Consider the following 12,605-nt stretch of genomic DNA (forward strand, 5'->3'; position numbering starts at 1 on the left):
ATGAGGACGCCAGATATCGGCCCACGGTTCCCGGCAGTCTGCATGCCGCACAGACTACGCACGGCCAAAACCTGCCCAGTGTTGAAATTCACTCCAAATCAGTCAGGTTGATGAGAACGATTCGGTGATGTGATGCCGTTCACCGTGCCCCCTCTTGTTCCGCCCAGGTGGCCGTTCTATCGTCTGGATGTATCGAGTCGATACATCAGCACGACATAAAGAACGCACCGGACCAAGGAGGCGGAGGATGAGCAGACGTTCCGGCATCCTCGAGTTCGCCGTCCTCGGCCTGCTCCGCGAGTCTCCGATGCACGGCTATGAGCTGCGAAAACGGCTCAACACCTCGCTCGGGGTCTTCCGTGCGTTCAGCTATGGCACCCTCTATCCCTGCCTCAAGGCGCTGGTCGCGAGCGGCTGGCTGATCGAGGAGACGGCCGGCGCCCCGGAGGGCGTACCCGCCGCGGCTCTGACAGGGCGCCGAGCCAAAATCGTCTACCGATTGACCGCAGCGGGCAAAGAACACTTCGAGGAGCTGCTCGCCCACTCCGGCCCGGATGCGTGGGAGGACGAGCACTTCGGTGTTCGCTTCGCGTTTTTCGGCCAGACCTCGCGGGACGTACGGATGCGCGTGCTGGAAGGCCGCCGCAGCCGGCTGGAGGAGCGTCTTGAGAGGATGCGTACCTCCTTGGCCAGGTCCCGCGAGCGCATGGACGACTACACCCTCGAACTTCAGCGGCACGGTATGGAATCCGTGGAGCGCGAAGTCCGTTGGCTGAACGAGCTCATCGAGAGTGAGCGTGCCGGGCGTGATCAGCGCCCCACGGGTTCCGCAGCGCAGGACAAGAAGAACCAGTCAGGAGATACGGGCGGCCTGCCCCGGCACCGGGGTGGATCCCGGCCGGATCCGTCCGATGACACCACCACATGAGGCTCTGCTGTGCAGAGCCTCATCGAGAACACAGGGAGCAACCGGAATGGGTTCGGTTCGCGTAGCCATCGTCGGCGTGGGTAACTGCGCCGCCTCGTTGGTACAGGGCGTCGAGTACTACAAGGACGCCGACCCGAAGAGCCGCGTGCCCGGCCTCATGCACGTGCAGTTCGGCGACTACCACGTGCGTGACATCGAGTTCGTGGCTGCCTTCGACGTCGACGCCAAGAAGGTCGGGCTCGACCTCGCGGATGCCATCGGCGCCAGCGAGAACAACACCATCAAGATCTGCGACGTGCCGAACTCCGGCGTGCAGGTCCAGCGCGGTCACACCCTCGACGGCCTGGGCAAGTACTACCGCCAGACGATCGAGGAGTCCCCCGAGGCTCCGGTCGACATCGTCCAGGTCCTCAAGGACACGCAGGCCGATGTGCTGGTCTGCTACCTCCCGGTGGGCTCCGAGGACGCCGCGAAGTACTACGCCCAGTGCGCCATCGACGCCAAGGTCGCGTTCGTCAATGCCCTCCCGGTCTTCATCGCCGGCACCAAGGAGTGGGCGGACAAGTTCACCGAGGCCGGTGTCCCGATCGTCGGTGACGACATCAAGTCGCAGGTCGGCGCCACGATCACGCACCGTGTGATGGCCAAGCTCTTCGAGGACCGGGGCGTCATCCTGGACCGCACGATGCAGCTGAACGTCGGCGGCAACATGGACTTCAAGAACATGCTCGAGCGCGAGCGCCTGGAGTCCAAGAAGATCTCCAAGACCCAGGCCGTCACCTCCCAGATCCGGGACCGGGAGATGGGCGAGGACAATGTCCACATCGGCCCCTCGGACTTCGTGGCCTGGCTGGACGACCGCAAGTGGGCCTACGTCCGCCTCGAGGGCCGCGCCTTCGGTGACGTCCCGCTGAACCTGGAGTACAAGCTCGAGGTCTGGGACTCCCCGAACTCCGCGGGTGTCATCATCGACGCCCTGCGCGCCGCGAAGATCGCCAAGGACCGCGGTGTCGGCGGCCCGGTGCTCTCCGCGTCCTCGTACTTCATGAAGTCGCCGCCGGTGCAGTACTACGACGACGAGGCACGGGAGAACGTCGAGAAGTTCATCAACGGCGACGTCGAGCGCTGAGCCGCCCGACGCACGCTCCCTCCGCAGGCCCCCGGGTATTCCGCCCGGGGGCCTGCGGGCTGTGTGAGGCTGTGCCTCATGCATGCTGTGCGCGTCCTTCGCGTATTACTCCGGCTACGCGACTTCCGTTCGCTCCTTGCCGCACGGCTCCTGTCCCAGGCGGCCGATGGGGTCTTCCAGGTCGCGCTCGCCACCTTCGTCGTCTTCTCGCCCGAGAAGCAGACGTCACCCGCGGCCATCGCCTCCGCCATGGCGATCCTGCTGCTCCCGTACTCGCTCCTCGGGCCGTTCACCGGAGTGCTGCTCGACCGCTGGCGGCGCCGACAGGTCCTGCTGTACGGCAATCTGCTGCGCGCCCTGCTGGCGATGGCCACCGCGACGCTGATCGCGTCGAAAGCCCCCGACTGGCTCTTCTATGCCTCGGCCCTCTCCGTGACCGCCGTGAACCGCTTCGTCCTTGCCGGACTCTCGGCCGCGCTCCCGCGCGTGGTCGACGGTGAACAGCAGCTGGTCATGGCCAACTCCCTCACCCCCACGGCCGGCACGCTCGCCGCGACGGCGGGCGGGGGGCTCGCCTTCGCCGTCCGGCTGGCGGGATCGGATGTGGACGCCTTCGTCGTGCTGCTCGCCGCGGCCCTCTATTTCTGTTCGGCCCTGACCGCGCTGCGCATGGGCCCACAGCTGCTCGGCCCCGACCCCGATCGTCTCCAACCACACCTGCGGGCAGCCCTGTTGAGCACCGCGCGCGGGCTGTGGGAAGGGCTGCGCCATCTCGCCGAGCGGCGCACCCCGGCCCGTGCACTGATCGCGATGGCCCTGATGCGTTTCTGCTACGGGGCGCTGACGGTGATGGTGCTGATGCTGTGCCGGTACTCCTGGGCCGGGACCGAATCCGAGGGCCTGGCGCTGCTCGGGATCACCCTCGGCGTCTCGGGCGCGGGCTTCTTCTCGGCCGCGATCGTCACGCCCTGGGCCGTCGAGCGGCTCACCGCGTTCGGCTGGATCGCCGGCTGTGCGGCACTGGGCGCGGTACTGCTGCCGGCTCTCGGGCTGTTCTTCACGCCGGGTCCGATGCTGGCCGCCGCGTTCGTCCTCGGCCTGAGCACCCAGGGAACCAAGATCTCCACGGACACGATCGTCCAGTCGACGGTCGATGACGCCTTCCGCGGCCGGTCCTTCGCCATTTACGACGTGCTCTTCAACGTCGCGTTCGTCGGTGCCGCCGCGGTCGCGGCCCTCATGCTGCCGCCGGACGGCCGGTCCGCCGCCCTGCTCGGCATGGTGACGGTGCTCTACGCACTGATCGCCGTGACCACGGTCCGCTCGGGGCGCGGTTAGGCGGCCCTCCCTCGCCGCTCAGCCCCTGGGCCCTGCAACAGAGCACGCACGGACCCGGTACGTTACGGGCTTCCAGCACGAGCCTGTACACATCAATAACGGGGGAATCCCATGACCACGCCGCCTCAAGGCCCTAATCCGTACGGCCAGGCGCCGTACGTGCAGCAGCCATACGGCCAGAGCCCCTATCCGCAAGCACCGCAGGCCCCCTATGGCCAGCCCCAGGGCTACGCCTACCCTCCGCAGCCGCAGGCTCCGTACGGGCAGCAGCCGCCGCCGGGTTACCCCATGGCTCCCCAGCCGCAGCAGCCCTACATGCAGGGCGGAGCTCCGGTGCCGCCGCCGCAGCCCGCCAAACGCCGGTCCCCCAAGGCGATCCTGCGGGCCATCGGCCTCGTCATCGCGGTGATCGTCTTCGCGTTCTTCTGGATCAACAGCCTGGACGACGCGGAGAGCGCTGAGGCCGGCGACTGTGTGCAGAAGTCCAGCAGCTCACTCGACGACGGTCTCAAGGTGGTGGACTGCGGCAGCTCGGAAGCCCAGTACAAGGTGAGCACCGTGCACAACGACACCACAGACCCGTCGGTGTGCTCCGAGGGAGAGTCGGCCTACGTCAAGAGCGTGCACCGTCGCAGGAGCGGCGACACCCGCATGGTGCTCTGCCTGGCCTCGGTGAAGTAGCGCACGCCGGACGCGCCGGAAGACAAAGGAGCGGTGTTTCACGTGAAACACCGCTCCTCGTTTCACGTGAAACACCGCCCGTTTCACGCTCAGCTCTGAGCGGCCCACCACTCCTTCAGCGCAGCGACCGCCGCCTCGCGCTCCATGGGCCCGTGCTCCAACCGCAGCTCCAGCATCTGCTTGTACGCCTTGCCGACCTCGGGCCCCGGGCCGATGCCCAGAATCTGCATGATCTCGTTGCCGTCCAGGTCCGGGCGGATCGCTTCCAGCTCTTCCTGCTCCTGTAGCCGCGCGATGCGCTCCTCGAGCCCGTCATAGGCACGCGACAGGGCACCGGCCTTGCGCTTGTTGCGGGTCGTGCAGTCCGAGCGGGTCAGCTTGTGCAGCCGCTCCAGCTGCGGACCGGCGTCCCGCACATAGCGACGAACCGCGGAGTCCGTCCACTCTCCCGTCCCGTAGCCGTGGAAGCGGAGATGCAGCTCCACCAGCCGTGAGACGTCCTTGACCAGGTCGTTGGAGTACTTCAGAGCGGTCATCCGCTTCTTGGTCATCTTCGCGCCCACCACTTCGTGGTGATGGAAGGAGACCCGGCCGTCCTTCTCGAAGCGCCGCGTCCGGGGCTTGCCGATGTCGTGGAGGAGTGCCGCCAGCCGCAGCACGAGATCGGGCCCGTTCTCTTCCAGGTCGATCGCCTGCTCCAGCACCGTCAGCGAGTGCTCGTAGACGTCCTTGTGGCGGTGATGCTCGTCACTTTCCAGCCGCAGCGCGGGCAGCTCGGGCAGGACATGACCGGCCAGGCCCGAATCGACCAGCAGCCGCAGCCCCTCGCGCGGGTGCGGCGCCAGGAGCAGCTTGTTCAGCTCGTCCCGTACGCGCTCCGCGGAGACGATTTCGATGCGGTCCGACATCGCCTTCATCGCGGCGAAGACCGCAGGGTCCACCTCGAAGTCCAGCTGGGCAGCGAAGCGCGCTGCGCGCATCATCCGCAGCGGATCATCGGAGAACGACTCCTCCGGCGTCCCCGGCGTCCGCAGCACCCGCGCCGCCAGGTCCTCCAGACCGTCGTGCGGGTCGACGAACTCCTTCTGCGGAAGCAGCACCGCCATGGCGTTCACCGTGAAGTCCCGGCGCACCAGATCCTGCTCGATGGAGTCGCCGTACGACACCTCGGGCTTGCGGGAGGTGCGGTCGTACGCCTCGGATCGATAAGTCGTGACCTCGATGTCGAAGGAGTCCTTCTTGCAGCCGACGGTGCCAAAGGCGATGCCGACCTCCCAGACGGCGTCCGCCCACGGCCGGACGATCTTCAGAACGTCCTCAGGGCGGGCATCGGTGGTGAAGTCCAGGTCATTGCCGAGCCGCCCCAGCAGCGCATCCCGGACCGAGCCGCCGACCAGGGCAAGTGTGAACCCGGCCTCCTGGAATCGACGGGCCAGGTCATCCGCGACGGGGGACACCCGCAGCAGCTCGCTCACGGCACGGCGCTGGACATGGTTCAGCGCGTCCGTCGACTGCGGGGTCCGCTCGGCGATCGGGGCAGGGAGGTCATTGTTGGCGTTCGGCACAACAAAACAGGGTACGTGGCCGCGCAGCGCGAGGCGCCACGTAATAAAGAGGTCAGGCCGGGCACCGGGTCTCCGCGCCCGCGATCATGTGGAGCAGTCCCTGGCACTCCGGCCCGGCGGGCCTCGTTACCATTCGTGGACGCACATTCCGACGACCACTGACGACGACGAGGGACGGACGAGCGCGTGGCCGAGGCGGCAGGGTTCCAGGGGACTGAACGGCCGCGTGGTCGATGGCTGCGAAGGACCGTGACACTGCTCACTGGGGTGCTCCTGCTCGTGGGGCTGCTCCAGGCTCCGCACGCCCCCACCGCCGAGGCGGCCCCGACCGGCTCCCGCACCGTCGACGTCACCATCGACTCGATGTCCCCGTCCGCTCCCTCCAAGAGCGACTCGGTCACCGTCTCCGGGACGCTGACCAACGACGGCCGCAGCACGATCACCGACGCGCATATCGGCATGCACCGCGGGGACGCGCTCGGCGGCCGTAGCTCCATCGACAATGTGGCCCGTCGCACCGGCTATCTGCCCGGCGCGGACGGCGAGGAGATCAAGGGCAGCGCGAAGAAGATCGGCAAGCTGGAGCCGGGGGTCAGCCGCACCTTCACGCTCAGCGTGCCGGTCAAGGATCTCCGTCTCGACGAGAACGGTGTGTACCAGCTCGGTGTCTCCGTGTCAGGGCGCTCGCAGGCCACGCACTACAGCCAGGTCCTCGGTTTCGACCGGACGCTGCTGCCCTGGCAGGAAGCTGATGCCGCGAAGAAGACGCAGCTCACGTACATGTGGCCGCTGATCTCCTCCACCCATCTCACCGCCGAGACCGACGCCGATGCCCAGCAGACGCCGGTTTTCCGCAACGACGACCTCGCCGCCGAGCTCGCGCCGGGCGGCCGGCTACAGCAGATGGTCGCGCTCAGCAAGAACCTGCCGGTGACCTTCGTCATCGATCCCGATCTGCTCGCGACCGTCGACGCGATGACCAAGTCCTACCGGGTCAACGGCCCGGACGGGCCCATGGGCAAGAACCAGGCGGTCGCCAAGCAGTGGCTGCACGAGCTCGAAGACGCGGCCAAGACGCATGAGGTCGTCGCGCTGCCCTTCGCCGACCCCGACCTCGCCTCGCTCGCGCACCACGGCAAGCACGTGCCCAGCGCGCTCAGCCACCTCGGCCCGGCCACCGACCTCGCCGAGACGACCGTGGACACCATCCTCGGCGTGAAGCCGCGGACGGACTTCGCCTGGCCCGTCGACGGCGCGATCGACTCCTCGGTCGTGGATGTCGCGACCTCGGCCGGTGCGCACAATGTGATCACCCGCAGCGACAGCCTGCGCGAGACCGGGGGACTGTCCTACACCCCGACGGCGGCCCGTCCCATCGGAGGCGGCAACACCGCCGTCGTCGCGGACGCTCAGCTCTCCCGGGCCTTCGAAGGCGATATGTCAAAGGCCGGGAACTCCGCCCACGCGGTCCAGGACTTCCTCGCCCAGACCCAGATGATCAACCTGGAGGACCCCGGCCGGCAGCGCAGCGTCGTCGTCGCGCCGCAGCGCATGCCCTCGGTCAGCCAGGCCCACGCCATGGCCACCGCCCTGCGGACGCTGGACGACTCCGGAAGCTGGAGCCAGCCGCTGAGCCTCGGCAAGGCGGCCAAGGCCAAGCCCGACCCGTCGGCCACCCGCCGGGTGCCGAGCGGCGCCGCCTACCCGTCCTCGCTGCGCCGGCAGGAGCTCCCCACCTCCGCCTTCCGCCAGATCCGGGGCACCCAGGCCGCACTGGACGACTACCGGGTGATCCTGGCCCAGCCCGAGCGTGTGGTGACCCCCTTCGGCAGCGCCATAATGCGGGAGATGTCGACGGAGTGGCGCGGCGATGCCGCCGGTGCCGCGGGGTTCCGGCGCTCCGTACGCAGCTACCTCGACGGTCTGACCAAGAAGGTGCACCTGATCCAGAAGTCGGGGGCGACGCTCTCCGGGCGCAGCGCCACGATTCCGGTGACGGTCCAGAACAACCTGGTCCAGGGCGTCAAGGACATGACGCTGAAACTGACTTCGTCCCAGCCCAACCGGCTGGACGTGGGCAAGGCGCAGCAGATCACGGTGGACGGCGGCCACAGCCAGTCGTTCAAGTTCGCCACCACGGCGAACGCCAACGGCCGGGCCTGGGTGACCGCCCAGCTCTACACGGCGGACGGAAAGCCCTACGGTGACCGCATGACGTTCCAGGTGAACGTCACGGAGATCACCGCCACGGTGATGCTCGTCATCGCCGGCGGTGTGCTGCTGCTCGTCCTCGCCGGCGTGCGGATCTACCTCCAGCGCAAGCGGGCGGCTGCCCGGCGCGCTGAGGGCGGGTCCGACGACGAGGGTCCCGAGGGCGACACAGGTACGGACGGCGACAACGGCGGCACGGACGGCGACGAGCCCGAGCAGCCGAGTGACCCCAGCCCGGACACCGGATCGGAAAGCTCCGACCCGTCCGGCTCAGGTGAGAAAGTGGACCGTTGATAGTTGGCGGGGCCGGATGGCCGGCGACGGATGAGGTGGGGCAGCGATGAACGCGCCGTATGACGGTGACCGGGGCCGGGGCGCCAATGGCGACCCCACGGGCCCGGTCCCTCCGACGCCCCCGTTGCCCGCGGACCAGGACCCCTACGTCCAGGACGCCTACCGCAACGATCCGTACCGCGCCCAGGACCCGACCGCTCAGGATCCGGTGGCCGAGGCGCGCTACGACCGCGCGGCGCACCCATCGCCGTCCCCGGGGCAGCCCGCGCCTCCGCTCCACCAGCAGCCTCCCGCGGGCCGTCACACGCCCGACCCGCAGCTGTGGGCCCCGTCCCCGCCGGCCACCGGCCTCCCGTACGGCGAGGCCGACACGACGACACTGCCCCTGGGCCTCGACGGCCTCAGGCCCCAGGCCGCCGGCGAGCGTCCGGAGCCCGACGCCTTCGCGCATCTCTACCGGGACCAGCAGCACTACGAGCCCCAGCAGCCCGCTCCGGTGCCTCCGGGCCCCGCGGCGGCCGGTGCGGGGCCCGTCCCGGAGGCCGTGCCCCAGCAGCCGACGCCGGAGCCCGCCCCCGTGGCGGCGGCCGGCAAGCCCGCCGGTGGCCGGGCCGGCGGTCTGCTCAAGTCCAGCGCGGTCATGGCCGCCGGCACGATGGTGTCGCGTCTCACCGGCTTCGTCCGCTCGGCACTGATCGTCGCGGCGCTCGGCGGCGCGGTGCTCGGTGACTCCTGGCAGGTCGCCTACCAGCTTCCGACGATGATCTTCATCCTGACCATCGGCGGCGGTCTGAACTCCGTCTTCGTCCCGCAGCTGGTGCGCGCGATGAAGGAGGACGACGACGGTGGCGAGGCCTATGCCAACCGGCTGCTGACGCTGGTCATGGTGATCCTCGGCGTGCTGACGGTGCTGGCGGTCTTCGCGGCGCCCTTGCTGGTGAAGTTGGTCTCCTTCGACATCTCCCGCGACCCGGCGGCCAACGAGGTCGCGGTCGCCTTCACCCGTTACTGCGTGCCCACGATCTTCTTCATGGGTCTGCATGTCGTGATGGGCCAGATCCTCAACGCCCGCGGCCGCTTCGGCGCGATGATGTGGACCCCGGTCCTCAACAACATCGTCATGATCGCCACCTTCGGCCTGTTCATCTGGGTCTACGGCTCGGCGGAGACCTCGCACATCGGCGTCACCACGATCCCCGACGAGGGCATCCGGCTCCTGGGCATCGGCACCCTCCTCGGGCTCGTCGTCCAGGCGCTGGCGATGATCCCGTATCTGCGCGACGCCGACTTCAAGCTCCGGCTCCGCTTCGACTGGCGCGGCCACGGCCTGGGCAAGGCCGCCAAGCTCGCCAAGTGGACGGTGCTGTTCGTACTCGCCAACCAGGCGGGCGTCCTCGTCGTCACCCAGCTCTCCACCTGGGCCGGCAACACCGCCAACGACCAGGGCCACCCGGGCACCGGCTTCATCTCGTACGCCAGCGCACAGCTGATCTGGAACATGCCGCAGGCGATCATCACCGTCTCCGTGATGGCGGCGCTGCTGCCGCGGCTGGCCCGGTCCGCACACGACGGTGACACCGGAGCCGTCCGCGACGACATGTCGCAGGGCCTGCGCACCTCCGCCGTCGCCATCGTCCCGATCTCGTTCGGCTTCCTCTCCCTCGGCATCCCGCTGTGCACGCTGGTCTACGGCTCGTCCGGCGCCGGCATCCCGATGGGGTACATGCTGATGGCCTTCGGTGTGGGCCTGATCCCGTTCTCGGTGCAGTACGTCGTCCTGCGCGCCTTCTACGCGTACGAGGACACCCGCACCCCCTTCTACAACACGGTGATCGTCGCCGCCGTCAACGCGGCGGCCTCCGGCCTCTGCTTCCTGGTCCTGCCGGCCCGCTGGGCCGTGGTCGGCATGGCGGCCTCCTACGGCCTGGCGTACATCATCGGCGTCGGTGTGGCCTGGCGCAGGCTGAGCAAGCGCATGGACGGCGACCTCGACACCGCCCATGTCGTCCGGACCTATGCACGGCTGGCCGGCGCCAGCATCCCGGCCACGATCATCTCGGGAGCTGCGGTGTACGGGATCATGCAGACACTCGGCAGCGGATTCCTCGGGTCGATCACCGCTCTGGTCGCCGGTATCGGCGCACTTCTGGGCGTGTTCTACGTCGCCGCACGCAAAATGCGCATTGAGGAACTGAACGCCCTGGTCGGCATGGTCCGGTCGAAGCTTGGACGTTAGTTGAGCACAACCATCGACTGCCACCGTGTGTCGTGCATAGTGGCGGACTGTGGGCACAATTGTCTTGGCTCTTTGAGCCTGCAACGGATGGGGAGGCAGGAACGACGGTGGCGGAACGGAGCACGGCTGCCGTCGACGTGGCTGACACGAGCGGTGAGGAACCGCTGACCGCCAAGGCGGGTAAGGCCACGGACGACGGTGCTAAGGCCGAGAAGGTATCCGGCAGGGAACAGGACGCCGCAGGCACCGACGAGGAGCGTGCCGAGGCGATCGAAGCCCAGCCACCGGAACTGCACAGCGGCCACAAGCTTGCCAGACGCTACCGCCTCGAGGAGTGCGTCACCCGTCTGGACGGATTCAGCAGCTGGCGTGCGGTCGACGAAAAGCTGCGCCGCGCCGTCGGTGTGCATATCCTGCCCGCCGACCACCCCAGAGCCCGGCCGGTGCTGTCCGCGGCCCGCTCGTCGGCGTTGCTCGGCGACCCCCGGTTCGTCCAGGTCCTGGACGCCGTCGAGGAGAACGACCTCGTCTACGTCGTCCACGAGTGGCTGCCGGACGCCACCGAGCTCACCACGGTGCTCGCCAACGGCCCGCTGGAGCCGCACGACGCCTACCAGCTCGTCAGCCAGGTCTCCCAGGCCATGGCCGCCGCGCACCGCGAAGGTCTCTCCCATCTGCGGATCACCCCCGGCTCGGTGCTGCGCACGGAGTCCGGGCAGTACCGCATCCGCGGCCTGGCCGTCATGGCGGCACTGCGCGGCATCACCTGCGAGTCTCCGCAGCGCGCGGACACCGAGGCGATCGGTGCGCTGCTGTACGCCGCGCTGACCCAGCGCTGGCCGTACGAGAACGACGCGCACGGCCTCACCGGCCTGCCCAAGGGCGTCGGGCTGATCGCACCCGACCAGGTGCGGGCCGGTGTCCATCGCGGGTTGTCCGAGCTGGCCATGCGCGCACTGATCAACGATGGCGCGACCGCCTCGCGCCAGGAGCAGCCGTGCACCACCCCGGAGGAGCTGGCCAAGGCCGTCGCGGCCATGCCCCGCATCCGGCCCCCGGAGACCGCCTTCTCCACACCTCCGCCGTACCAGCGCACGGGCTACCAGCAGGGCAGCTACCGGCAGTCGTCCGCCCACGGAACGCCGGCACCGCATGTCACGCAGCCGGTCAGCTCGCCTCCGTCGCCGCTACAGAGCCGCACTGGCCGAGCCCTGAAGTGGTCCGTCTCGGCGCTGCTCATCGCGGCACTGGGGCTTGGCAGCTGGCAGCTGGCGGACACGCTGCTGAAGCGGGAAAAGGACCAGGACGCCCCGGGGAACTCACAGCCGGCCGGCGGTCCGAAGAAGCACCCAGGAAAGGCGCTCTCGGTGAAGGGGGCCACGGAGTTCTCGCCCCTGGCCGAGCCTTTCTCGGAGGACCAAGCTCACAATGTCACGGACGGCGATCCAAGCACTGCGTGGGTGACAGGACGGTTCAGGGGCTGGCCCAACTTCGGAAACCTGCCGCCGCGCGCAGATGGCAGCGGAATCATCGTGGACCTCGGGAGCGCCAAGGACATCTCCGGGATACAGGTCTCCATGTATCGGCCGGACCAGACCGTAGAAATCCGCGCAGCAGCACCCTCCGCAACGGATCCGACGACGCTCGGTGATTTCTCACAAAGCGTTTCCAAGCTGGGGAAAGCTGGCGACAAGTTGGATGTGAAGCTCGACCAGCCGGTGAAGTCTCGCTATGTCCTGGTCCACATCACGAAGCTTTCCTCTGATGGAACATCGGATTGGTTCCGCGGCGGCATTTCAGAAATCAAAATCTTCAGCTGACTCACCAGCATTAACTCAGCGCACCGGGAACCCGTAGAAATACGAGATGCGAACGCCCCGTCAACCTTCGGGTCGGCGGGGCGACATCGTGCGGCAGACCCCTGATCGCAGCGCAACTCGGCCCGGGCGCCCAGTGATCACGCCCGTCGGCGGGCAGCCCACTCTCAAGGTCAAAGCGACACCTGAGAAGCCCGCCCCTGAGAAGCAAAAGCAGCAACGCATCCTTTTGCGTTTTCGGGCAAGAAGGTCACTGGTCCACCAGTAGATGAGCTGCCTAGTGGTTCTCCACACACCTGCCTACGATGAACAGTGACGCATTGTTGCTGCAAGTCAGGAGACACTCACAACAGGTAGCAGCAGGTTGGCGATCTTTACGCCGATGTCCTACAGGGGGCAAGATTCC

Annotated in this window: 8 protein-coding genes; 7 read left to right on the forward strand and 1 reads right to left on the reverse strand. The window is 68.1% G+C overall.

Annotated elements, in window-relative coordinates; all coding sequences use genetic code 11:
* The first annotated feature begins 247 nt into the window (after positions 1-247).
* The 4 genes from TU31_RS07685 (at position 248) to TU31_RS39060 (ending at position 4,076) form a co-directional block, all read left to right on the forward strand.
* The gene (locus TU31_RS07685; protein ID WP_042150964.1) at positions 248-928 is read left to right on the forward strand and encodes a PadR family transcriptional regulator; all 681 of its coding nucleotides are present in this window, start codon (positions 248-250) and stop codon (positions 926-928) included.
* A 46-nt stretch (positions 929-974) separates the two neighbouring features.
* Positions 975-2,057, forward strand: coding sequence for an inositol-3-phosphate synthase (locus TU31_RS07690; protein WP_042150966.1), 1,083 nt, complete (start codon positions 975-977; stop codon positions 2,055-2,057).
* A 78-nt stretch (positions 2,058-2,135) separates the two neighbouring features.
* Positions 2,136-3,395 (forward strand): MFS transporter, encoded by a 1,260-nt coding sequence (locus TU31_RS07695; RefSeq protein ID WP_042150968.1) that lies wholly within the window; start codon positions 2,136-2,138, stop codon positions 3,393-3,395.
* Positions 3,396-3,506: 111 nt separating this feature from the next.
* Positions 3,507-4,076: an LppU/SCO3897 family protein gene (locus tag TU31_RS39060; protein WP_181018559.1), complete on the forward strand. Its 570-nt coding sequence runs from the start codon at positions 3,507-3,509 to the stop codon at positions 4,074-4,076.
* A gap of 89 nt (positions 4,077-4,165) precedes the next feature.
* Here TU31_RS39060 and TU31_RS07705 read toward each other — a convergent pair whose 3' ends face one another.
* On the reverse strand, positions 4,166-5,641 hold the full coding sequence (locus tag TU31_RS07705) for a CCA tRNA nucleotidyltransferase (protein ID WP_042150970.1): 1,476 nt from the start codon (positions 5,639-5,641) through the stop codon (positions 4,166-4,168).
* Between the two features lie 249 nt (positions 5,642-5,890).
* Here TU31_RS07705 and TU31_RS07710 point away from each other — a divergent pair, with 249 nt between their 5' ends.
* The 3 genes from TU31_RS07710 to TU31_RS07720 all read left to right on the forward strand — a co-directional run bounded on the left by TU31_RS07710 (position 5,891) and on the right by TU31_RS07720 (position 12,202).
* Positions 5,891-8,146 carry a DUF6049 family protein gene (locus tag TU31_RS07710; RefSeq protein WP_042150971.1) on the forward strand — a complete coding sequence of 752 codons (2,256 nt, stop codon included), beginning with the start codon at positions 5,891-5,893 and terminating at the stop codon, positions 8,144-8,146.
* A gap of 46 nt (positions 8,147-8,192) precedes the next feature.
* Entirely contained in the window at positions 8,193-10,382 is a 2,190-nt protein-coding gene (gene murJ, locus TU31_RS07715) for a murein biosynthesis integral membrane protein MurJ (RefSeq protein WP_042150974.1), read from the forward strand.
* Positions 10,383-10,489: 107 nt separating this feature from the next.
* Positions 10,490-12,202, forward strand: a complete 1,713-nt coding sequence (locus TU31_RS07720; protein WP_042150976.1) for a protein kinase family protein — start codon at positions 10,490-10,492, stop codon at positions 12,200-12,202.
* Positions 12,203-12,605: the final 403 nt, after the last annotated feature.

The sequence above is a fragment of the Streptomyces lydicamycinicus genome, assembly GCF_000829715.2.
Lineage (GTDB): Bacteria > Actinomycetota > Actinomycetes > Streptomycetales > Streptomycetaceae > Streptomyces > Streptomyces lydicamycinicus.